Annotated in this window: 25 protein-coding genes and 1 tRNA gene; 12 read left to right on the top strand and 14 right to left on the bottom strand. The window is 37.8% G+C overall.

Features of this window, described 5'->3' with window-relative positions:
• From A7A78_RS05925 to A7A78_RS05915, 3 genes are read right to left on the bottom strand one after another with little or no spacing between them, the layout of a single operon-like run.
• Window positions 1-885: a hypothetical protein gene (locus tag A7A78_RS05925; protein ID WP_068761528.1), complete on the bottom strand. Its 885-nt coding sequence runs from the start codon at window positions 883-885 to the stop codon at window positions 1-3.
• A 30-nt stretch (window positions 886-915) separates the two neighbouring features.
• Complete coding sequence (locus A7A78_RS05920; RefSeq protein WP_068761527.1) at window positions 916-1,416, bottom strand: SRPBCC family protein; 501 nt, start codon at window positions 1,414-1,416, stop codon at window positions 916-918.
• On the bottom strand, window positions 1,413-1,733 hold the full coding sequence (locus A7A78_RS05915) for an ArsR/SmtB family transcription factor (protein WP_068761526.1): 321 nt from the start codon (window positions 1,731-1,733) through the stop codon (window positions 1,413-1,415). Before A7A78_RS05915 ends, A7A78_RS05920 begins: the two co-directional genes overlap by 4 nt.
• A 338-nt stretch (window positions 1,734-2,071) precedes the next feature.
• On the opposite strand from A7A78_RS05915, the gene A7A78_RS05910 reads away from it, so the two are divergent.
• Entirely contained in the window at window positions 2,072-4,006 is a 1,935-nt protein-coding gene (locus A7A78_RS05910) for a M1 family metallopeptidase (protein ID WP_068761525.1), read from the top strand.
• Window positions 4,007-4,070: 64 nt separating this feature from the next.
• Here A7A78_RS05910 and A7A78_RS05905 read toward each other — a convergent pair whose 3' ends face one another.
• Together A7A78_RS05905 and A7A78_RS05900 are read right to left on the bottom strand one after the other, a co-directional pair.
• On the bottom strand, window positions 4,071-5,657 hold the full coding sequence (locus A7A78_RS05905) for a M56 family metallopeptidase (RefSeq protein WP_068761581.1): 1,587 nt from the start codon (window positions 5,655-5,657) through the stop codon (window positions 4,071-4,073).
• Between the two features lie 2 nt (window positions 5,658-5,659).
• The gene (locus A7A78_RS05900) at window positions 5,660-6,025 is read right to left on the bottom strand and encodes a BlaI/MecI/CopY family transcriptional regulator (RefSeq protein ID WP_068761524.1); all 366 of its coding nucleotides are present in this window, start codon (window positions 6,023-6,025) and stop codon (window positions 5,660-5,662) included.
• A 176-nt stretch (window positions 6,026-6,201) separates the two neighbouring features.
• Here A7A78_RS05900 and A7A78_RS05895 point away from each other — a divergent pair, with 176 nt between their 5' ends.
• Complete coding sequence (locus A7A78_RS05895; RefSeq protein WP_068761523.1) at window positions 6,202-6,777, top strand: PhnA domain-containing protein; 576 nt, start codon at window positions 6,202-6,204, stop codon at window positions 6,775-6,777.
• Between the two features lie 56 nt (window positions 6,778-6,833).
• On the opposite strand, the gene A7A78_RS05890 is transcribed toward A7A78_RS05895, so the two are convergent.
• Window positions 6,834-8,222, bottom strand: a complete 1,389-nt coding sequence (locus A7A78_RS05890) for a dipeptidase (RefSeq protein WP_068761522.1) — start codon at window positions 8,220-8,222, stop codon at window positions 6,834-6,836.
• Window positions 8,223-8,293: 71 nt separating this feature from the next.
• On the opposite strand from A7A78_RS05890, the gene A7A78_RS05885 reads away from it, so the two are divergent.
• The 3 genes from A7A78_RS05885 (at window position 8,294) to A7A78_RS05875 (ending at window position 9,664) form a co-directional block, all read left to right on the top strand.
• Window positions 8,294-8,986 (top strand): aspartyl/asparaginyl beta-hydroxylase domain-containing protein, encoded by a 693-nt coding sequence (locus tag A7A78_RS05885; RefSeq protein ID WP_068761521.1) that lies wholly within the window; start codon window positions 8,294-8,296, stop codon window positions 8,984-8,986.
• Window positions 8,986-9,480, top strand: coding sequence for a hypothetical protein (locus tag A7A78_RS05880; RefSeq protein WP_068761520.1), 495 nt, complete (start codon window positions 8,986-8,988; stop codon window positions 9,478-9,480). The genes A7A78_RS05885 and A7A78_RS05880 overlap by 1 nt, the downstream gene beginning before the upstream one ends.
• Before the next feature lie 102 nt (window positions 9,481-9,582).
• A tRNA-Leu gene (locus tag A7A78_RS05875) sits at window positions 9,583-9,664 on the top strand.
• 132 nt (window positions 9,665-9,796) lie between these two features.
• Here the strand turns inward: A7A78_RS05875 and A7A78_RS05870 are convergent.
• A complete protein-coding gene (locus tag A7A78_RS05870; protein ID WP_068761519.1) occupies window positions 9,797-10,837 on the bottom strand; it encodes an endonuclease/exonuclease/phosphatase family protein in 1,041 nt (346 codons plus the stop codon).
• 97 nt (window positions 10,838-10,934) lie between these two features.
• Here A7A78_RS05870 and A7A78_RS05865 point away from each other — a divergent pair, with 97 nt between their 5' ends.
• The 6 genes from A7A78_RS05865 (at window position 10,935) to A7A78_RS05840 (ending at window position 16,333) form a co-directional block, all read left to right on the top strand.
• Entirely contained in the window at window positions 10,935-12,404 is a 1,470-nt protein-coding gene (locus A7A78_RS05865) for a T9SS type A sorting domain-containing protein (protein ID WP_068761518.1), read from the top strand.
• Between the two features lie 233 nt (window positions 12,405-12,637).
• On the top strand, window positions 12,638-14,032 hold the full coding sequence (locus tag A7A78_RS05860; protein WP_068761580.1) for a pyridoxal phosphate-dependent decarboxylase family protein: 1,395 nt from the start codon (window positions 12,638-12,640) through the stop codon (window positions 14,030-14,032).
• Complete coding sequence (locus tag A7A78_RS05855; RefSeq protein WP_068761517.1) at window positions 14,029-15,246, top strand: BaiN/RdsA family NAD(P)/FAD-dependent oxidoreductase; 1,218 nt, start codon at window positions 14,029-14,031, stop codon at window positions 15,244-15,246. Before A7A78_RS05860 ends, A7A78_RS05855 begins: the two co-directional genes overlap by 4 nt.
• A 59-nt stretch (window positions 15,247-15,305) precedes the next feature.
• Window positions 15,306-15,551, top strand: a complete 246-nt coding sequence (locus A7A78_RS05850) for a hypothetical protein (RefSeq protein ID WP_068761516.1) — start codon at window positions 15,306-15,308, stop codon at window positions 15,549-15,551.
• Window positions 15,541-15,810, top strand: a complete 270-nt coding sequence (locus A7A78_RS15085) for a type II toxin-antitoxin system RelE/ParE family toxin (protein ID WP_068761515.1) — start codon at window positions 15,541-15,543, stop codon at window positions 15,808-15,810. The genes A7A78_RS05850 and A7A78_RS15085 overlap by 11 nt, the downstream gene beginning before the upstream one ends.
• A 1-nt stretch (window position 15,811) precedes the next feature.
• Window positions 15,812-16,333: a DUF1697 domain-containing protein gene (locus A7A78_RS05840; RefSeq protein ID WP_068761514.1), complete on the top strand. Its 522-nt coding sequence runs from the start codon at window positions 15,812-15,814 to the stop codon at window positions 16,331-16,333.
• 9 nt (window positions 16,334-16,342) lie between these two features.
• On the opposite strand, the gene A7A78_RS05835 is transcribed toward A7A78_RS05840, so the two are convergent.
• From A7A78_RS05835 to A7A78_RS05820, 4 genes are all read right to left on the bottom strand, one after another.
• Window positions 16,343-16,549 carry a hypervirulence associated TUDOR domain-containing protein gene (locus A7A78_RS05835; protein WP_068761513.1) on the bottom strand — a complete coding sequence of 69 codons (207 nt, stop codon included), beginning with the start codon at window positions 16,547-16,549 and terminating at the stop codon, window positions 16,343-16,345.
• 103 nt (window positions 16,550-16,652) lie between these two features.
• Window positions 16,653-17,042 carry a VOC family protein gene (locus tag A7A78_RS05830; protein ID WP_068761579.1) on the bottom strand — a complete coding sequence of 130 codons (390 nt, stop codon included), beginning with the start codon at window positions 17,040-17,042 and terminating at the stop codon, window positions 16,653-16,655.
• Between the two features lie 171 nt (window positions 17,043-17,213).
• The gene (locus A7A78_RS05825; protein WP_068761512.1) at window positions 17,214-17,762 is read right to left on the bottom strand and encodes a hypothetical protein; all 549 of its coding nucleotides are present in this window, start codon (window positions 17,760-17,762) and stop codon (window positions 17,214-17,216) included.
• Window positions 17,763-17,786: 24 nt separating this feature from the next.
• Window positions 17,787-18,245, bottom strand: coding sequence for an energy transducer TonB (locus A7A78_RS05820; RefSeq protein ID WP_165593550.1), 459 nt, complete (start codon window positions 18,243-18,245; stop codon window positions 17,787-17,789).
• A 347-nt stretch (window positions 18,246-18,592) separates the two neighbouring features.
• On the opposite strand from A7A78_RS05820, the gene A7A78_RS05810 reads away from it, so the two are divergent.
• Window positions 18,593-19,639 (top strand): T9SS type A sorting domain-containing protein, encoded by a 1,047-nt coding sequence (locus A7A78_RS05810; RefSeq protein WP_068761509.1) that lies wholly within the window; start codon window positions 18,593-18,595, stop codon window positions 19,637-19,639.
• Between the two features lie 60 nt (window positions 19,640-19,699).
• Here A7A78_RS05810 and A7A78_RS05805 read toward each other — a convergent pair whose 3' ends face one another.
• The 3 genes from A7A78_RS05805 to A7A78_RS05795 form a co-directional block, all read right to left on the bottom strand.
• Window positions 19,700-20,476 (bottom strand): heme ABC transporter ATP-binding protein, encoded by a 777-nt coding sequence (locus tag A7A78_RS05805; RefSeq protein WP_068761508.1) that lies wholly within the window; start codon window positions 20,474-20,476, stop codon window positions 19,700-19,702.
• Between the two features lie 92 nt (window positions 20,477-20,568).
• Window positions 20,569-21,600, bottom strand: a complete 1,032-nt coding sequence (locus A7A78_RS05800; protein ID WP_094746050.1) for a FecCD family ABC transporter permease — start codon at window positions 21,598-21,600, stop codon at window positions 20,569-20,571.
• Window positions 21,578-22,462, bottom strand: a complete 885-nt coding sequence (locus A7A78_RS05795; protein ID WP_068761507.1) for a heme/hemin ABC transporter substrate-binding protein — start codon at window positions 22,460-22,462, stop codon at window positions 21,578-21,580. The genes A7A78_RS05800 and A7A78_RS05795 overlap by 23 nt, the downstream gene beginning before the upstream one ends.
• Between the last annotated feature and the right edge of the window lie 10 nt (window positions 22,463-22,472).

The raw sequence follows: 22,472 nt of genomic DNA, 5'->3' as shown, positions 1-22,472 counted from the left end.
TTATTCTTTAGACTTTTTATAAATTTCATTTAAATCACTTTCCATTAAACCTGAATACTTGAAATATTTGGGGATATACAAAATTGATTTAAAATAAATATCCCGCGCTTTTTCAGTATCTTTTTTATCAGCTATTGCTGAAAAGTATGCATTAATTGATTGATAAACATTTCCAATATGCACTTTTTTATACGATTCTGTTTTGTCATAACCAACCCAATCAAAATCTTCAAAATCAAAGGAGGTATATTCATAATAGGGCTTGCCATTAAAAGCCGGTAATTTATCTGCAAATTCTAATAGTTTTTCAGGCTTTTTAAGCACCTGCAAAACCATAAATCTCTGTGTCATTGCCCCTGTTAATGAAAAATATAATATTGCTTTTTCGGTTTCGTTTTTTAATCCGTAATCATTGATGTTAAAGTTATAATCACTTAAATCAGCATCATTGAAAACTTTTGCAATTCCACCTTGAATGCGATAATAGTAATTAGCTAAAAGCCACCTTTCATCAATTTCACTTTCCAATACTTCTTCTGCCACAATTTTATTGGGTCTTGGCTGTTTTTCCTTTGAAACTCTGTTGTAATGAATCTCTCGGATAACATACCAATATTTTAGTTCGAGATCACTCGGTTTTGATAAAAATTCCTTTGTCAAAAGTTTTTCGTCTTCTTCTCCAACGGCAATCAAAGCGTCAATTATATGATTGAGATTGGGGGTTCTCAATTTTTCTACAGAATTTTTAAATTCATCACCCGTTGCATTGACGTTTTTCGAATAAATCTCGCCAAGTTTTACGAGATTGTCAAAGTCTTTATTTTCAATTTGTCCGTGAATGAAAGCAGAAAACAGTAAAAAAATTAGAATTATAATTTTATTCATTCGAGTTTTTTATATGATTAAAAGTGTAAATTATTTCTGAGACAAACGTGCCAATACATTTTCCAGATTTGTCAATGTTGCATTAAATCCTTCTTTAAAGCCCATTTCAATCATCCGCTCCAAACGCGCAAGGGATTCATTATAAATAGTGATATTCACTTTAGTAATGCCGTTTAGTTCGCTGAAACTATAATCCCATTCAGAACCTGTAGATTCAGGATTTCCGTCTTCGTCCGCAAAAGCATTAAACATTTTAAAATTGGTTTTCGGACTAATGGAAGAATATTTCTGAAGTACCCAGCTCTCTTTGCCTTCGGGGCTTACCATAGCATAAAATCTTTTCCCGCCAACTTCAAAATTCATATACTTTGTTTTTGCAGTAAACGGTGCGGGAGCATTCCATTGGTCAAGAATTTCAGCTTTGGTAAATGCGTCCCATACAAGTGAAAGTTCAGCATCAAATTCCCTGGTTATGAATACCGTTTTTGCTGTTTTGTCAACGGTAAAATCAAATTGCAAATTGTTGTTCATTTTTTCTGATTTTTAAGTTTTGTTAATACTTTGTCAAGTTGATTAAATTGGGTTTCCCAAATGTTTCTGAATTGTTCAAGCCATTGATCTATTTCCTTCATTTTTTCAATTTCAAGCGAGTAATAAATTTCCCTCCCTTGTTGTTCCTGTTTTACCAATTCACATTCGGTAAGTATGCGAAGGTGTTTTGAAACGGCTTGTCTGCTGGTGTTGAAATTTTCCGCAATAGCGTTAGGGGTCATTGCCTGCAATGCAATCAAAGCAATAATTCCCCGTCTTGTTGGATCTGCAATTGCTTGAAAAATGTCTCTTCTCATTTTGCGTGTAATAATTTATGAAACTGTTTGGTTGCAAATATAAGCGCAACTATTTGGTTTCACAAATTTTTCTTTGAAATATTTAGAATTATGATGAATGGGTTTTTATTATTTTAAAATTATTAGTCTTTAGTTGAATTTAAATTTCTATTAATTTTTTTTCTAATTTTAAGCACTTCATAATTGTTCAATTTAACAACATTTTTACATCTGGTTTACTACCTTCGCCTCACTTCTTTAAGATTTTTATTAATGAAATGCCCATTATAAATTATAAACCAAATGAAGATGTATAGTAAGGCATTCCATCTTCCAATTTTTAAAAATATTTTTTGCAGATGAAATATTTCAAAAACAGCACGCTTCTATCGCTGTTCCTTTTAATCTTCACAGTAGCTGTTAATGCTCAGGAAGTAAAGACAGACAACCAACATCTTTTCGACAACTTTTCATACAGACAGGGCAATGTTTACCGAACCGCTTCTGGAAAACCTGGGCCAGAATATTGGCAGAATTCCGCAGATTACAATTTGGAAGCAACCTTGGATGATAAAACCCATACCGTTTCCGGGAATGTAAGCATTCACTACACAAACAATAGTCCTGAAACCTTGGATTTTATTTGGCTGTACTTGGAACAAGATCGTTTCACTGAAAATTCCCGCGGAACTTTAACAACACCCGTTCAGGGAAATCGCTACAATGGTGACGTGGAAGGCGGTTTTGAATTAAGTAACGTTTCAGCAAAAACAAAAACCGGGACTTCTTCAAAATATTTAATTACAGATACCCGTATGCAACTTTGGCTGGATAAGCCTTTGGCTGCAAAAGGTGGTGAAGTTGACATTAAAATGAATTTCAAATTTAAGGTTCCCGTTGAAGGAATGGACCGAATGGGAAGACTGGAAGTGAAAGACGGAACCATTTACGCAATAGCGCAGTGGTATCCGCGTGTTGCGGTTTTTGACGATGTGGTAGGTTGGAATACAGATCCCTATTTGGGCGCGGGCGAATTTTATTGCGAATACGGAAATTATGACGTGAAAATTACTGCTCCTGCAAACCAAACCGTAATTTGCTCTGGAAAACTTGAAAACCCAAACGAAGTGTTGACCAAAACCCAGCAAGACCGTTGGGCGCAAGCCGCTAAAAGTGACAAAACGGTTTATATTATAAAGCCTGAAGAAGTGGGTAAACCTGAGGCGCATGCTAAAGCCAACGGAACGCTAACGTGGCATTTCAAAATGGAGAACACCCGCGATGTAGCTTGGGCTGCTTCAAAAGCATTTATTTGGGATGCTGCAAAAATCAATCTTCCCGAAGGGAAAACTGGAATGGCACAATCGGTTTACCCCAAGGAAAGTGGCGGACAAACAGCTTGGTCGCGTTCCACGGAATTTACTAAAGCTTCCATAGAATTTTATTCAAAAACCTATTTTGCATTTCCGTATCAAAATGCAATTAATGTTGCTGCTAGCGTAGGGGGAATGGAGTATCCGGGTGTAAGTTTTTGCCATTATCAAAGTAAGGGAGCAGACCTTTGGGATGTTACCGATCACGAATTTGGCCACAACTGGTTCCCGATGATTGTTGGCAGCAACGAACGTCGCTATCCGTGGATGGACGAGGGTTTTAATACCTTTATAAACCATTACAGCACTGCTGCTTTCAATAATGGTGAATTTCCAACGACTGAAGATAATCCGAAAAATTTGGTTCGCTATTTATCCTTTGACCAACGGGAAAGTATAGATACCTATCCCGATGTTGCCCATCCATTTAATCTTGCTTATACGGCATATTATAAGCCAGCAGCTGGGCTTTATTTGCTTCGCGAATACATTTTGGGGCCTGAACGTTTTGACAATGCTTTTAAAAGCTATATCCACACTTGGGCTTACAAACATCCACAACCGAATGATTTTTTCAATCATATTGAAAATGTTGCGGGCGAAGATCTTTCCTGGTTTTGGAAAGGCTGGTTTTATGGCAATGGAAACATAGATTTGGGGATTTCGGAAGTAAAACCATCTCAGGGAAATTATTTGATTACGGTTGAAAACGATGGACAAATTCCAATGCCTGTAGAATTGCAAGTAATTTATACAGACAATACAACCGAAAATATTAAACTTCCCGTTGAAATTTGGCAACGCGGCAATAGCTGGCAGCATCTTTTAAGAACTGCCAAACAAGTGCAGCGAGTGGTTTTGGATCCTAACAAAATGTTACCGGACGTAAATCCATTGAACGATACTTGGAATAAACTTTAATGTCTGTTCGAGCGCAGTCGAGAACTAATAGGTTTCGACTGCGCTCAACCTGACAACCTTAAACTTAGCAACCTCCCAAATGTACTTCTGGGTATTTACTCACATCAATAGTAGCATCCTTGCTTTTTCGCACTAACTCAATCGCCTCATCTGTGGTGTATTTATGTGGGCCTATATAAAAAGTAGCTCCCCGTTTCCCCAATTCCTTTACATATTCCACAGGATCGGCAATTGGTGCCGGTGGCGCCTCGGCTGCCATATATAAGTTTCCGTTTTCAGCTGATGGTGCTTTTGTTTCTTTTTCCATATAGTCTTTAAAACTTGACACGGGTTTTTCAGATAAAATTACTTTTCCTTTTCCTTCATTTTTGAAGACATTCATCGTTAATCCTTTATTATTTTTAAGTATATCTTCAGCTTCATCTAAAGTAATTATCTTGTTTTTGTAATAAATAGTTACATCCTGCAAACTTTTATTCTGTTGTGGAGTTGAATTTTCTTGAATGTGTTCTGGTGGTGATGGGGGTATTGGTGGAATATCACTTTTCTCACCTTTTCTCACTCTTGGAGCATCTGGAGCGGGAGGCGGCGGAATACACTCAGGAAATGGCTCAGCACTTGCTTTCTGCTCCTCAGTCATTTTTTTATAAATAGTTTCCAATCGTTCCAAATCATTCTTTTTGATAATCCGTTTTTCAATATCCACCGCATTGTATTTTTTTGCCAGTTTGTTGTATTCGGCAATTTCGGCTTTGGTGGCTTTTTGATGGCTTAATTCAGTTGTTTCTTTGTTCTTTTGAATAACTTCCTTCGTGCTAAATCCATAAATTAATACCGATAGCAATGGTAAAATCAATAAGCTTCTAAGCCAAATGGCTCTTTTTGAAGTGTGTGTTTTCATAATTGTAAATCGTTTTTTGATTGATGAATAATTCAGTGAATGTGCCAGTGAAGGCGTAGCCGCATTTGATGAGAATGCTAGTAATATTTTTTGATAGTCAGAGGTTTCAGCGCCAGCGTTTAAAACGGCACGGTCTGCCAAAAATTCATGGTTCAGCTTGATGCTTCTTTTTATGAAAAAGAACAACGGATTGAACCAAAATACAATTTGTAAAAGTTCTACAAAAAGGATGTCCACACTATGCTTTTGGCGGGCATGCGTTTCTTCGTGAAATATAACTTCCTGCGGAATTTCGTGGTTTTCAAATTGCTTTTTGTTCAGAAATATATAGTTGAAAAATGTATGCGGAATTATAGTTTCCTTTAAAAGCACATTTATAAAAGGGGTGTTTTTATATTTCGGATTTTTCCGAATTTGTTGAATTAAACTGAATAGATTCCTGAAAAATTTTATGCTGAAAAACAAAACACCCAATGCGTAAATCGTCCATAAAACAAACGGCCAATAATTGACGGTTTTTTCAACTTCAGCATGATTTAGTTGCGGAATTACTTCTGAATAAATAGGAACAATTGACGAAACTTCTACATAACTCGTAAAGGTTATAAGCGGAATTAAAAAAGAAGCCAATAAACTTCCAAATAAATAAAAACGCTTAAAATTGTGAATGGAGGTCTGTTCCAAAATCAGCTTGTAAAAAGCGAAAAACAACACAAGGCAGGCGGCAGATTTTAAAAGATATAGTTCCATAATCATTTCTTTTTAATTTCTGAATCTATCAATGTTTTAAGGTCTTCCAGCTCTTTTTTGGAAAGATTGGTTTCTTCGGTAAAAAACGAAGCAAATTGCGACGGACTGTTATTGAAGAAATTTTTAATCAACCCATTTACGTGTTTTGAAAAGTAATCCTTCTTTTTCACCAATGGGAAATATTCACGAGAGCGCCCAATTTGTTCATAATCCACAAAATTTTTATCCTGCATCCGCTTTAAAAGCGTGGCGACTGTAGTTGTTGCTGGCTTTGGGTCAGGATACGCATCAATTAAATCTTTCATAAAAGCGCGTTCCTGCTTCCACAAAATCTGCATTAATTGTTCTTCGGAATTAGATAAAGTCATCATTAAAAATATTTATGCTCTACAAACGTAGAATAAATATTTTAATTCTACAAATGTAGAGGTCAGAAAATTCCAAATAGCAAATTCAAAATTCCAAACTTGTCTTGCTGAGCGCAGTCGAAGCGCTCGACTTAACTCAAAGCAGAATAGTTTATATTTGCACAAATTTTAAAAAAATGATTTCTGAAAAAGAATTACAACAGCGAAGCGATAACAAATGTGAACTTTGCGGTTCCGAGGAAAATTTAAGTGTTTATGAAGTACCAAACTCGCCTACCGATGTTGCTGAGGTAAGCATTTTAATTTGCAATACTTGTAATGAGCAAATTGAAGACCCCGAAAAAGTAGAGCCAAACCATTGGCGTTGTTTAAATGACAGTATGTGGAGCACCGTTCCGGCTGTTCAGGTTATGGCGTGGCGCATGTTGAACAGATTGAAAGCTGAAGGTTGGCCGCAGGATTTGCTGGATATGATGTACCTAGATGAAGAAACTGCAGCGTGGGCAAAAGCCGGTCTTGCTGAAAATACAGGTAAAGCAATAGTACATCGCGATAGCAATGGCGTTATTTTGGAAGCGGGTGACTCTGTGGTTTTGATTAAAGACTTAAAGGTAAAAGGTAGCAGTATGGTTGCCAAACAGGGAACGGCAGTTCGCAGAATTTCCTTAGATCACGAAAACGAAAAATATATTGAAGGGAAAGTTGACGGACAACAGATTGTGATCATTACTGATTTTGTGAAGAAAATATAATGTCAGTTCGAGCGCAGTCGAGAACTAAGAATTCTCGGCTACGCTCAATCTGAAACTTACTTGCTCATTTCAGTAAAAAAATGATAAAACTGCGGAATGGTTTCAATTCCTTTTAAATAGTTCCAAACCCCGAAATGCTCGTTGGGCGAATGGATAGCGTCACTGTCCAAGCCGAAACCCATCAAGATTGTTTTGCTTTTAAGCTCTTTTTCAAACAAAGCCACAATTGGAATACTTCCACCGCTACGTTGCGGAATTGGGGTTTTTCCAAAAGTTTCCTCATATGCTTTTTCAGCAGCTTTATAACCCAAACTATCAATTGGTGTAACGTAAGCCTGCCCGCCATGATGCGGTTTTACTTTTACGCGAACGCCTTCCGGAGCAATACTTTCAAAATGGTTTTTGAAAAGTTCCGTAATCTTTTTCCAATCTTGGTTAGGTACCAATCGCATACTTATTTTAGCAAAAGCTTTACTCGCAATAACTGTTTTTGCACCTTCACCAATATAGCCGCCCCAAATTCCGTTTACGTCCAAAGTTGGACGAATAGAATTCCTTTCATTAGTTGAATATCCCTTTTCACCATAAACAGCGTCAATATCCAATGCCTTTTCATAATCCTTTAAATTGAAAGGAGCTTCTGCCATTTTCTCGCGCTCCTTTTTAGAAAGATTTTGAACATCATCATAAAACCCAGGAATGGTTATGTGATTGTTTTTATCGTGAAGCGAGGCAATCATTTTGGTCAAAATATTTATTGGGTTTGCCACTGCGCCTCCGTACAATCCACTGTGTAGATCGCGGTTGGGGCCCGTAACTTCAACTTCTACATAACTCAAGCCGCGAAGTCCCGTTGTGATTGACGGCACATCTTTCGCAATCATTCCCGTGTCACTTATCAATATTACATCGTTGGCGAGTTTTTTTCTGTTTTTGGTAACGAACCATTCCAAACTGCTACTGCCAACTTCCTCTTCGCCTTCAATCATAAATTTTACGTTGCAAGGCAGTTGGTTGGTTGATGTCATATATTCCAAAGCCTTTACGTGCATATACATTTGGCCTTTATCGTCACAACTTCCGCGGGCGAAAATGGCGCCTTCAGGGTGCAATTTTGTTTTTTTGATTACGGGTTCAAACGGCGGACTGTCCCATAAATCCAGCGGATCTGGTGGTTGCACGTCGTAATGTCCGTAAACTAATATGGTTGGCAATTTTTTATCGATCATTTTTTCGCCGTAAACAATTGGATAACCGGGCGTTTCGCAGATTTCAACAGAATCACAACCTGCTTTTGCAAGTTGTTTTTTTACTGCTTCAGCAGTTTTTAAAACGTCTTTTTTATAGGCTGAATCGGCGCTGATGGAAGGTATTTTTAATAGTTCAACCAATTCATCAAGGAATCGTTCCTTGTTTTTTTCAATGTAAGATTTTGCACTTTTCATAAAGTATTTCAATTTTTTCTAAAAGTACTAAAAATGCCGTAATTTGGCAGGTGAACGAACGCTTTCATTTTATGGAAAATGCTTTTTTAAAATTGCCTTTTCACTTTTCTGAAGAAAAACTTTTGGACGATTTGGCAATTTGTAAAAAATATAATTTCACTTCCCACTTCAATAAAAATGATTATTCCGGCAATTGGACTTCCATCGCTTTACGTTCTCAAAACGGTGAAATGAACAATATTTTCGCGCTTCCGCAGAATGGGGAAAAATATAAAGACACGGAACTGCTTCAAAAATGTGCTTATTTTAAAGAAGTCATTGATTTTTTTGAATGTGAAAAAGAATCCATTCGGCTTTTAAACTTAAAACCGGGCAGCATTATTAAAGAGCACACAGATTATAATTTGGGGTATGAAGATGGTATTTTCAGAATCCACATTCCAATTATTACGAATGAAGAAGTTCATTTTTTTATCGATTCAAAAGAAGTGAAAATGCTTCCCACAGAATGTTGGTACGGTAATTTCAATCTGCCTCACAGTGTTCGAAACGATGGAAAAGCCGATAGAATTCATTTGGTAATGGACTGTATTCGCAATGATTGGTCGGATAATTTATTTGCGGAATGCGGTTATAATTTTGAAGCTGAAAAGGCAGCGCCCGAATATTCCCGCGAAACAAAATTGCAAATGATAGAACAATTGAAACTGATGGGTACTGAGACTTCCAAAGCGATGATTGCAAAATTACAAAGTGAAATTTAATGGAAAAGGGAAAAGAACGTGATTTGGTTTTGAAGCAGATTTTTCAGTTTTTTGATGAAATTTCCATTCAGTATAATTTCACTGAAATTGAAACAGAAACCTTTTTGCCCGGTATTCAGATTAAAAATGGAAGCTTGCAAATTGATTTAAAAAATCTGAAATATCCCGGCGATTTGCTCCACGAAGCAGGACATATTGCCGTGTCACTTTCCGCGGAACGTGAGATCCTTAATGATAATGTTATTGAAAACAATAGCGAAAAAGCGGGGGAGGAAATGGCGGTTTTGCTTTGGTCGTTTGCCGCTGCACGGAAAATAGGATTGCCCACAGAAATTGTTTTTCACGAAGCTGGTTACAAAGGCGAAGCGAAATGGCTTACCGAACAATTTGAAAGTGAAAACTATATTGGGCTTCCGTTATTGCAATGGATGGGATTGACTGATATAGAGGGCGAAAATGCCTTTCCAAAGATGAAGTCTTGGCTTCGGGAATAGTGCTTCAAAAAAATTTTGAAATAAGTTAGCAATCATTTGTAAGTATTATTTATATTTGCACTCCTTTTACAATATGTCCTAAGTGTTGTAAAGGATTTTGATGCAGGCGTGGTGGAATTGGTAGACACGCTAGACTTAGGATCTAGTGCCGTGAGGTGTGAGAGTTCGAGTCTCTCCGCCTGTACAAATAAAAAAAAGCTGACTTTTACGAGTCAGCTTTTTTGTTTTTAAAAAAGATTTGGTTCTGAGAGTTCTCCCGAAGCCTCGGGGTCTCCGCCTATACAGAGTAAAAAGCTCTTCAGAAATGAAGGGCTTTTTATTGATTCTCTTTTCCGTTTTCGATCAATTCTTCAACTTCCTCTTTCTCATCCCCGTTTAGTTTTGGATTTTCCGGGGTTTTGACTTTTTTTTTATGAAAAATCTCATAATACATCGCAAAATGGTCGCTTCCAAAGTCTTTGGAGCGAACCATTTTTTCAACATATAAATCTCGGGTATGAAAAAGATGGTCCAAAGGAAACCTTAAAAAGAAATAACCTGCATGATAAGTTGAAAAGAAACCACGACCTACGCGTGGGTCAATCATTCCCGTCATTTTTTTAAATAACCTTGTAGTCCGGCTCCAAACCACATCATTCATATCTCCACAAACTACGGTGGGCTTATCTAGCTTTCTAATTCTTTTCCCGGTAAGCATCAATTCGGCATCGCGTTCTTTTGATGTTTCATTTTCGGTTGGGCTGGGCGGCGCGGGATGTAAACAACAAAAGAAAATAGGCTGTTGCCCTTCAATTGGGAAATCGAAAAATATGGAAGGTTTGTCATCTTCAATTTGGTATTTAACCTCAACATTTTCAAGTTCTTTCTTAGAATAAAGATGCATTCCATAAAAATTTTCCAAAGGCACTTTTACAGTGAAAGGATACTCTTTTTCAATTTCTGAAAGACAATTTTCCCAGTCTTTGTTGGATTCCATTGTTAAAACCAAATCTGGGTCAAAGCGTTTCACTTCATTTAAAAAATCTGGATAGCACGAATTGGTTTGAAGTACGTTTCCCGCCAAAATTGAAACATTGCCGTCACTCGCAGCGTGTGATCTTCTTCTAGGAAAAAGGGAACTGTATGGAAATACTTTATAAAGTTGATACAATATGGTTGCAATCAGCGCCACAAGTAATATCCAGCTAAAAGCGGTAAAGTTTTCTTCAAAATAAAGAAACAGTCCCAGTAAAATAAACTGAATAAACAACGATTGAAGCCTTACAAAATCCGCAGTTCTAAAAAACCAATGCGGATTTCCGGTAGCAGGGAAAAAGGGGCTGATGATAAAAAATAGTATCAGAATGTATAAAACCATTTTTCAAAGTTAGTTTTTTTCAAAATGCTAAAGCATACAAATATCTTTTTTGCTTAAACACATATTCCTACTTTTACGGCTTCAAAAAAACAAACTCATGAAAAAAATTATCCTCAGTACTTTATTAGTCTTTTTAACTTTCACAATTGCAATTGCGCAGGATTACACCACCCCAAATACGGGTGTAACTTGGACGCTGGCCGATATTGCGGCAGCCAGCCCAACAACCATCACTATTTCGGGAAATGATTATACCCTTTTGGGAAATCTCACTATTTCAGAAAATGATACTGTAATTATAGATTCCGATTTAACGCTCTTAATTGATACTGACAAATTGATCACTGTTTTTGGTGCATTTACGATAAATTCAAACGCGGTAACCATTACGGCTTTGGATGAAAATGCCCCTTACGAAGGTTTCCTTTTTGAGGAATTTTCAACTATAGATATCAGTAATACAACTATTGAATACGGCGGCGGACTTCGGGTTTTGACGGAAACTTTTTCGATAGATAATTGTACGCTGACAAATAATGTTTCTGGCGCAACTACAAGTGCAGTTATCCAACTTTCCCGAGGACTGCCTCAAATCACAAATAACACTATTTCTTTCAATGAAAATCCTGCAATCGGTTCTGCAGCAAATTCAGTTGTTTCAGCCTATATTTTCAATAATATGATTGAGGGTAATAACCAAGCCAATAGCAACCGTCCGCAAATAAATTTGGGTACAACCTTGGCTAATGAACCTTTGGAAATTATTCAAAATACAATCATCGGCGATCCTGCTTTGGAACAAGCCGGCGGTATTGCCATAGCTAACTTTGTTGGCGGCAATGTAAATGTGGTTATAGACAATAACATTATTCGCGGTAATCGCTATGGAATTACCATTCTTGGAACCAATGATTCTGCGGAAATCACTAATAATGTCATTGAAGACAACAATATCCAAGGTGATCCTAATCTTGGTGGGAGCGGGATTAACCTTAATAGTTCATCGGTAAGTGCAGACGTTATTGTCTCTGGAAATGAAATACGAAGAAACCTATGGGGAATTACGCTACAAGGCTCGGCTTCCGTAAATCTTGGAGATGATTCAAACAATCCTGGGCTAAATGTTTTTGCTGAAAACGAAAACGGGGGTGTAGTTTATGCGCTATATAACAATACTGCAAATACAATTTCAGCAAAACACAATTGCTGGATTGAAAACCAACAAAGCACAGAGCAGCAAGTGGAAGATGTTATTTTTCACATAGTTGACAATCCAGCTTTGGGAGAAGTTATTTTTGATCCATTTGAATGTGGCGTTTTGGGCGTTGCGGATAACACCATTGAAAACTTCAGTTTTTATCCAAATCCTGTGAAAAACGAAATCAATTTCAATAATATTTATTCTTTTGAAAAGGTTGCGGTCTATGGAATTCAGGGCAATTTGATTTCTTCGGAAATTATTTCTGAAGGGCAAAACACTTTGCATATAAATCTTCCTTCAGGTTTGTATTTTGTGAATTTCAGCAACGATGTGCAAACCGTAACTAAGAAAATGATAGTGGAATAGAACAAATGTCTGGTCAAGCGCACTCGAGACCTCCTTTTTCCAGGTAAAAGTTCTCGACTTCGCTCGAACGGACAAGTTTTTAAAATGCCTTGGCTTTATTGTCAAGGTATTTTTTATTGGTTTAAAGATCGAAATTCCTTTGTTAAAACCTTAATTTTGCACTTTCAAAAAATTCAAAAAAGAAACACGTGAAAATTCAGAATAAAGCTACGCTGGAATTGAGTAAAGAGGAAATGAAAACCTATGGTTATGAAGTGGTTGATGCCATTGTAGAACACTTTGCAACGCAGAATGAAAAACTCCCTGTGGTTTCGGGTTCAAGGGAAGAAATGGAAACTTTGTTTCTTGAAGATGCCCCAGAAAAAGCAAGCGATCCACAAAAAATTTTAAAGTTTGTTTTGGACGAAGTGATGACCAAAAGTAACATCGTTTCACACCCAAAATCATATTCTTTCGTTCCCGGACCCAGCAATTATATTAGCGCGATGGCAGATAGTTTGGCTTCTGGCTTCAATATATTTTCAGGGGGTTGGGCGGCTTCTCCGGCTGCTGCCGAAATGGAAATCGTAACGATGAACTGGCTTTTAAAAATGTTCGGTTTTCCGCAGAAAAAAGGCGGAGGAATTTTTACAAGTGGCGGTTCTATGGCGAATTTGACTGCTTTGGTGACCGCTCGAAAAGTGAAATGTGGCGACGATTTTAGCAATGCGGTGATCTATCTTTCAGACCAAGCGCATTCTTCAAATATAAAGGCAATCCGCGTTCTCGGTTTTCGAAAAGAGCAAATTCGTGTGATTCCAACGGACAGCGAATTCAAGTTTTCATTGAATAAATTGAAAAACGCAATCGCAAAAGATAGACTTGAAGGCTTGCAGCCTTTTTGCTTGATTGCAACTGCTGGAACAACAAACACCGGCACGGTTGATCCGCTTTCCGATATCGCGAAAATCTGTAAAAAAGAAGATATTTGGTTCCACATTGATGGGGCTTACGGCGGTTTTGCAATCCTTTCCGAAAACGGAAAACAACTTTTAAAAGGAATTGAAAAAGCAGATTCACTAACCGTTGACCCGCATAAATGGTTTTTTCAACCTTATGAAATTGGCTGTCTTTTGATTAAAAACCATAAGTGGTTGAAGGGAACTTTCACCGAAAAGCCTGAATATCTTCGCGATATTGAAGGCAATACTTCCAAAATAAATTTTTACGACCACGGCATTGAGTTGACGCGCCGTTTCCGGGCATTGAAGTTTTACATGTCAGTAAAAACCTTTGGAATGGGTGAATTCCGAAAAGCAATTACCTATAACGTAAAACTTGCAGAAGCGACGGAAAGTTTTCTTCGGAAAAGCTCAAATTGGGAAGTTATTTCTCCCGCAACTTTGGCGGTCATCAACTTTAGATATAACCCAATTGGCAACAAACTTTCAGAGAAAAAACTGGATGCGTTGAACCAACGCATTTCACAAAATGTTGTGGATTCAAAACAAGCGTTGCTTGTAACTACTGTACTTAACGGACAAGTTGTTTTAAGAATGTGTTTGATAAATCCGCGAACAACACTTGATGATGTAAAGGAAACCATCACTCTCTGCGAATCATTTGCGGAAGAAAAAGTCCTGGCTTGAAACAGGCCGATGTCATAATAATTGGCGGCGGTGCTGCAGGGTTTTTCACGGCAATAAATGCTGCTGAAAAAAATCCGAAACTTAAAATTATAATTCTCGAACGTGGAAAGGAAGTGCTCACCAAAGTAAAAGTTTCCGGCGGCGGAAGGTGCAACGTAACCCACGCCGAATTTCTTCCGAAGGAATTGACGCAAAATTATCCGCGTGGCGAAAAGGAACTTTTGGGTCCGTTTCATACTTTTATGACGGGCGATACCATTGAATGGTTTGAAAAACGCGGCGTGGAACTTAAAATAGAGGAAGACGGCAGAATGTTTCCAGTTTCGGATTCTTCGCAAACGATAATCAATTGTTTTCTTTTTGAAGCGAAAAAATTTGGGATTGATATTCTTCTTAATCAATCTGTAAAAAAGATTCAAAAAGAAGCAGATCATTTCATAATCAATACAACCACAGATACTTATTCAGCAGAAAAAATTGTGGTCGCTACCGGCAGCAATCCGAAGATTTGGCAATTGCTGGAAGGTTTGGGACATACCATTATTCCTGCTGTTCCTTCGCTTTTTACGTTTAATATTAAGGATTCGCGAATTATTGATTTGCCTGGTTTAAGTACTGATGCTTCTGTGAAAGTGCTGGATGAGAAGGGGAAAACGGTTTTGGAAAGTAGCGGTCCATTATTGATTACCCATTGGGGGATGAGCGGTCCCGCCATATTAAAACTTTCGGCTTGGGGTGCTCGTGTTTTGGAGCCTTTAAACTATCATTTTAAGATTGAGGTGAATTGGTTGAACACGCTTTCCGAAGAAGAAGTTTTGGATGCTTTGAAAGAATTAAAACTTTTGCAGGGAAAACAAACCATTTATAAATACGCCCAGTTCGATTTGCCAAAACGTCTCTGGCAAAGTATCATTAAATCTTCGGGGATTGATGAACGGCTCACTTGGGCCGATGCCACTCGCGAAAACCTTCAGAATATAGCAAACCAATTGACGGGCGGAATTTTCGAGGTTGCAGGAAAGAGTACTTTTAAGGAAGAATTTGTGACGGCAGGCGGCGTGGATTTAAAGGAAGTGAACTTTAAAACCTTTGAAAGCCGAATTTGCAAAAACGTTTATTTCGCTGGAGAAGTGCTTAATATTGATGCAATTACCGGTGGCTTTAATTTTCAGAATGCTTGGACGGGTGGGTTTATTGTTGCGCAAAATCTGTAAATATTCTATTGTATTTTATTCTCTATTTGTATATATTTGGTATATATAATCTATATACAATGGGAAAGACAAAAAAATTGATCGAGCTAGATGATAAGGCGATTGCAATTCTTGAAGTGCAGGCAAAACTTCAAAAACGTTCCTTAAAGAATTATCTTGAATTTATGATTGAAGATAGGGCGCTTCACTTTGCGGAACCTTCCGAAGAATACAAAGCGATGATGGATGATATGCTGGAAAGGCAAAAGAATGGGACATTAGAAACAATTCCATATTCTGAAATCCGAAAAAAGTATGGATTTTAATTTAGAATTTTCTCGGGAGGCGGATATTGAATTTAATACTATTGATTGTTTTTTTTGTGCCATAGGTGTAGGTGCAAGATTTCATAAGGATTTTCATTTGCAGATGATGCGGATACAATCCAATCCATTCCAGTTTCAAGTGCGTTATGGAGATATTCGGATTGTTCACTTAAAAGATTTTAAATATTCGATTCATTATAACGTTGTGAATGAAACAATAACCGTATTGAGAATTTTAAATCAACACCAATCCTATTAATATGCAAACCTACATCGCCCTGTTGCGCGGAATAAACGTGGGCAACAAACAGATGAAAATGACGGACCTAAAACTTCTTGTGGAGGAGTTGGGGTTTGCTGATGTTGTTACTTATATACAGAGCGGAAACGTTGTTTTTGCTTCGGAATCTAAAAACGGTTTAACTGAAAAAATCAGCAAGGGCATACAGAAATCGTTCGGTTTTGAAGTTCCCGTATTGGTAAAAACAGTTTCTGAAATTGAAAGGATTCTTGCGGCCTGTCCATTTTCCGAAGAAAAGAAAAAGGCTTCCTATTTTATCTTGCTCAATGAACCGCCCGCAAAAAATTTGACAGAAAAAGTTAGCCAAGAGACGTACCCCGGCGAAGAATTCAATATTACTGAAAATTGCGTGTATCTTTTTGCTTCCAAAGGATATGGCGTTGCCAAATGCAACAACAACTTTTTTGAGAAAAAGCTGAAAGTTGAAGCCACCACCCGAAACTACCGCACCCTCGCGAAACTTATTGAACTCGCAAAATAATTTTTGCTATTAAACCTTTGAAAGCGCGGAACCTTTGTGGGCGGCTATATGGTCTGTCTTGTCGCTTTTTATTTCGTACTGTGGGTCGTCCTTGCTCGCATGGTGTGTATAACCTTTGTATTGAAAATCTGAATGGTGTACTTTTATAATTTTTCCACTTACGTGGCCTGCTTCGGAATTCCATTTAACGTGGTCGCCTACTTTAAAATCTTTCATTGCAATTATTTTTTAGATTAGTTTTTCTTTTAACCTAAAGATAAATATTTGTTGAAAATTATAGAAATCAAAACTATTCAAAAATTGATTTGGAATAATTTACTCAGCCTTCATATTCGTGATATTCAGTTATCGTCCAGAAATAACCGTCGGGATCCCGTAGTGAAAATTCCTTTTTTGTGGAGTTTGGGTTTAGGTGAATTTCTTCTTCAATGGAAGTACCGGTTTTGTCAGCGTTTTTACGAATTTTCTCCATATTGTCGGTCTTAAAATAAAGTAGTAACCCATTGCCGGGAGTAATTGAAGGATTAATCATAGTAGGATGTTCGTGAGCGCCCCATTTGTGCAGGCAGATAAAAACTTCATCCTTTTCAGAAACTAAAACCGCAAATTCATCGCCGCCGTGCTTTCTCTTACAACCAAAAACGGATTGATACCACTGCGAGCTGGCTTCTACATCTTTTACGGCTATTATGGGATCAATTTTTATCATTTTTTGAAGTTTTTTTTTATTCTTTGCTTCCCAAGCCGCATATCTGCTCGCCGAGAAAGCATTTCCTTTTTTTTCTATTCTATTGTAAAACTTAAAGTTGTGTCCCGAAAACATTATCAAACAGAAAATTATTTTTTTGAAGTTTAAAGCTACAAAAAAGATTTATTGCCTCTATTTTAAACAGTCTAACTGAATTTCTTTATTCTTCCACTGTATCCAATATTCCTGCAGACCTTCTGAAGTTGTTTTTAATTCGCTTATATCAAGATTTTCACCTTCCAATAAAACCTTAGCTAATTGGTTTTTTCTTGAAGCCAATGCAGGAGTGTGGTTCCAGCCGCCCACATGGTCAAAAGATGTATAGGCTTGACAAGGTTTTTCAACAGTTTTGAAGGGAATGGTTAAAGTGTATGTAACATTTCCCGAGCCCATGCCTTTTGTAGACATTTCAATGTTTTGGAAATCTACTTTGGAATATTTTTCTTCTTTGTAAAGTTGCTTTAATTGGTTACCAACTTCAGCAGACATTTTGTTTGAGAATTGATGTGCCACATCTGAACCATTTGTGAATTCGGGCCCAATGTAAGTTCCATGACAACTGTTGTCTGTGCAGATTATTTCGTTCTGCTTTTGAAGAAGGGCGGTGGGGTTCCCGTTGTTATTTTTACATGAAAAGAAAGAGCCAATAATCAGGATGATAAATATATGTTGTTGAAGCATGTTAAAATAATTTCTGAAGCAACTTTATTGAATATCAAATGCAATTGGAAATTTAAAGTAAACCTCGGCTGCTTCGCCTTTATGCATTGCCGGGGTAAATGTAGGGAGTGCTTGAATTACTTCTACCGCATTTTGATTCATTATTTCCGGTGCTCCGGAAGCACTTACATTTTTTGGCTTTCCTTCTTTATCTATAGTAAAAGTAACATCTATTCTAAAAAAACCAGTTAAGCCCAATTCTGAAACAAGATTTGTATTAAGTTTTCTATTTACGTGATTAAGAATGAAATCCAGGGTGCATTTTTTTTGCTTTTCAACTTTCCACTTTACTTTACAGTCTGGCGCGAGAGGTGGAACTTCCACAATCTGAAACGGTATAGGTTCATTTACTGTTGTTTCTGTAGAAATTTCCATTTCAGCAGTTTGTGCGAAACTTATTGTAGTTAGTATAAAAGCAAATAAAAGGGTGATTTTGGTTTTCATATTTTTAAATTGAATAAAATTTAAACTCATTCTTCTCTGTCAATTTTTCTTTTATTTTTCCAAAACTGCAGGTTAAAACCCCAAACGATAAATAAGATGGTCAATATTGAAATTATAATTTCTATAGCCCCCATTCTTTCCCTGAAAATGAAGTTGATGCCAACATAAACGATTGCTATTATAAATACAGTACTGAGTGTAGCATTTTTTTTTAAAAAGTTTATGAGTTTGTCCATACGTGAGTTTCATTAATGTGATTAAAACTACAAAATTTTTCACCTAAACCAATGATGACATTTCCATCCAACCCGCGATGTATGGTTATAATCCTTTAAAAACCATAAATCATGAAAAAAATTATCTTTCTTTTTGCTTTCAGTTTTATACTGACTTCTAATGCTGCCAAGGCACAGGATTTTAGAAATCCAGCAACAGATGTTTACGTAATGGAAACGTTTACCAATCCCGGCCAGTTTGGCACCATTCCACTTGCGGGGCCTTATTTTCCACTTGGTACTGTGATTACAAGTAACGCCTTTACGATGCTGGGAGGCGATTACAACAACGCCGGGGTGATGTATACTTTTATATTCCAATCCCCAGATTTTGTTTTGGGAATTATTGACCTTAATACTGGGGCTGTGAATTATGCGGCCACGGTTTCGGGGATTGTGGGCGGTCAGTTTATGAACCAATTATCTTATAATTATACCAACGATACTTTTTACGCCATAAGCTCAGATCCCAATAACGAGAATGGGTCACATTTTTATTCGCTTAATCTCACTACGGGCGTATTGACCGAAATAGGCACAGGTACGGGAATCCCAAACGTTGTGGCAATGGAAATTGATAACAACGGAATAGTATATGCTGCTGACGCGGTTTCTGGCGATCTTTTTACAATTGACATTGCCACGGGTGTGGGCACTAGCGTAGGAAATATGTACCCCGGCGGACTTTACCCGGTGCGCAGTGGGTTTTCCGTGGACCATAGTACAAATGTACTCTACGCAGTGCTTCAGAACAGAAATGGGGTAATCTGGTCTTATTTCAATACGGTAAATACAAGTACCGGCACCGTTACCGAACTCGGTTTTGGCGGTTCCAGAAAATACAGCTTGTTTGTCATTAAGGAAAACTCTCTTGGGGTGGAAGACCAGAATTTGCAATCTTTCTCCGTGTATCCAAATCCTGCCTCTAAAGTAATTAAAATTGATACCCCACAAGGTTTACAAATAAAAGGTGCGAGCCTTTTTGATATGTTGGGAAGGAATACTGGGACAACGCTTGAAAATGGTGAAATGAATATTGAAAATCTTGCAAAAGGAATGTATATACTTCAGCTAGAAACTGAAAAAGGCACTATGACAAAAAAGATAGTAAAAGAGTAGTTTTAGGTTTATATGTGTGAGGGGAAAAAGCTCCCGGGATGTTGTGACTCGGGGGCTTTTTTATTCAAAAAATAAATACATACCCCTTTCGTCATTATGGATTACGGGTTCCAAACGGTAGGCGGTTTTCATGTTTTCTTGGGTAAGCACTTCCGTTTTTGTACCTGCGGACAGAAGTTCGCCGTTATTTAAAAGAACCAAATGATCTGCAAACTTTGCGGCGAGATTAAGGTCGTGAACCACACCAACAATTACCAAATCCTGTTGTTTTAAAAGTTCACGTAGTTTGTGCATAAACTGAAACTGGTAATGCACATCCAAAAAAGTTAACGGCTCGTCCAAAAACAAATATCTACAACCATTTTCAGAAGGATACCATATTTGCGAAACCACACGCGCAAAGTGAACACGTTGTTTTTCTCCGCCGCTCAGGGTTAGGTAATCACGCTCTGCCATTCCTTCAACATCAAAAAAATGCATTGCTTCTTCAACGGCCTGCTCATCTTTTGCTGTTGGATTTACTGAGAAATGTGGGTAACGGCCCATCATTACTACTTCTTTTACTTTTAGGGGAAAAGCGAGCTCTGTGTTTTGGGAAAGTACTGCTCGTACTTTGGCGAGTTCTGCTACAGAAGCTTTTCTGATGTCAATGCCTTCATAAAAAACAGAACCTTCCTGTGGTTTCAGTTGGTTGCAAATTACTTTTACAAGCGTAGATTTTCCCGCGCCATTTGGCCCGAGGATAAGGTTTATCTTTCCTGCTTCAAAGTTTACTGAAATATTCTTCAGAATTGTTTTGCTTCCTATTCGGTATGTTATGTTGTTTGCTTGAATCATTCTTATTTTGTCAGGTCGAGCACAGTCGAGACCTTTCTCTTTTGAAATTTAATTGACTTCTCGACTGCGCTTGAAGGGACATGTTTATATATTTAAAAAAAGTAATTTTTCCGTTGCAACAAAAAGATAAAAATCGGCACACCAACCACTGATGTTACAATACCTATAGGCAGTTCCGCAGGGCGCAAAACCATTCTTGAAATTAAGTCTGCCACACACAAAAGTATTCCGCCAAGTATTGCACTATTCCGAATAAGGAAACGGTTGTCGCTGCCGTTAATAATTCTTAAAAGATGCGGTACTATTAAGCCCACAAAACTGATAACCCCTACAAAAGCCGTTGCCACAGCTACCATAATTACGTTGATGAGCAAGACTTTCCATTTAAGGCTTTTTATATTTACACCGAGAAATTGAGCTTCTTCTTCGCCAATCATCAGCGCATTTAAATGTTTTGCATAGCGAAGGGAAATTAAAATGGTTCCAACAGTAGAGATTCCAACGATTAAAACGGAAGTCCAATTGGCACCGCTCAAGGTTCCGAGATTCCAAAAAACAATGGAACGCGCTTGTGGATCGCGGGCTATGTAACTTAAAAATCCAACGCCGCTTAAAAAGAGTGCATTTATGGCAATTCCCGTAAGCAATAAAGCTACAATGGAACTTTTGCCACTATTGCGCGATTGCGAAAGAAAAAACACCAAACTTGTTGATAGCAATGCTCCCAAACAAGCAGCTAAAGGAAGTGTCCATTTTCCAACACTAAATCCAAAAGTAGCTCCCAAAGCGAAATACAAAGCCGCCCCAAAAGCCGCGCCGCACGAAGTACCAATAAGCCCGGGCTCTACAATGGGATTTCGAAAAAGAGCTTGTAATAAAGTTCCGCCAACTGCTAAACTTGCACCCACAAAAATGCAGAGTATTGCTCGCGGTAAACGTATTTCCATAAAAATACGTTCGGTTAGATCCATACTTTCGGGTTCGGTAAAGAATTTTCTGCAAGAAGAAAATATCTCTTCCAACGAAATGGAAACAGCGCCATACCGAATGGAGAAAAAAGTGATTATCACCAAAAGGATCAACAGAATTGGAAATGTTCCTTTATAGTTGCTTTTTTTCTTCACCTTCGTGTATTAAATTTTGTAATTCAATAATATTCTTCCCAGTTCTTGGCCCTAAATAAACCATATCGTGTTCCTCAACACGGTAAACTTTTCCTTCCTTAAAAGCTCGAGTGCTTGAAATTCCAGGAAGTGTTCCCACTCCTTCTGTTGAACCTAATTTATCGTAACCAAAATCTGTCAGCAAGATTACATCTGGGTCGCTTTGCGCAACCACTTCGGGTGAAAATTGTATCATGCCGCGTTCGCCATCAACGGCCATTTCGCCGCCAGCCCAATCAATCAATTTTCCGGCGGTACTGTTTTTGGTCATTACCAAATAAATATTGTTTGCCTGTCCAAAATGTATTACCAAAACCTTTGGTTTCTTTTCATACCAAAGCGCTTGTTGTTTGGCGTAATTCATATCTGCATCCAATTTTTTGCAGAGTTCCTCGGCTTTTTTTTCTTTGTGAAAATAGTTGCCCATTTCGCGAATCAACGAATCTGTTCCTGCAATGGTGTTTTCATATTGCCCGAATTGTTTCATCGGAATTTTTAAATCCTTTAACTGTGTAACCACATGTTCTGGCCCAATGTTGTTGTCTTCCAAAATCAAGGTTGGTTTCATGGAAAGAATGGGTTCCGCGGCAAGCGCACGGTGATAGCCTATTGTTGGCAAATCTTTTATTTCGGGAGGGTAGGTGCTGGAGACATCAACGGCAACTATATTTTCTTCCGCTCCAAGCGCATAAATTATCTCGCTGTATTGTTTTGAGATACAAACAATGCGCTCTTCATTATCTTTCTTTTTGTCTTCGTTTCCAAATCTTCCGCAGGAAACGAGGGACAATACGCAGATGATGGATAGGATTGTTTTCTTCATTTTTTCTAAA

Source organism: Aequorivita soesokkakensis (genome assembly GCF_001641085.1).
GTDB classification, from domain to species: Bacteria; Bacteroidota; Bacteroidia; order Flavobacteriales; family Flavobacteriaceae; genus Aequorivita; species Aequorivita soesokkakensis.
The sequence above is the reverse complement of the archived record's forward strand: the minus strand, read 5'-3'. Positions and strand labels throughout refer to the sequence as shown.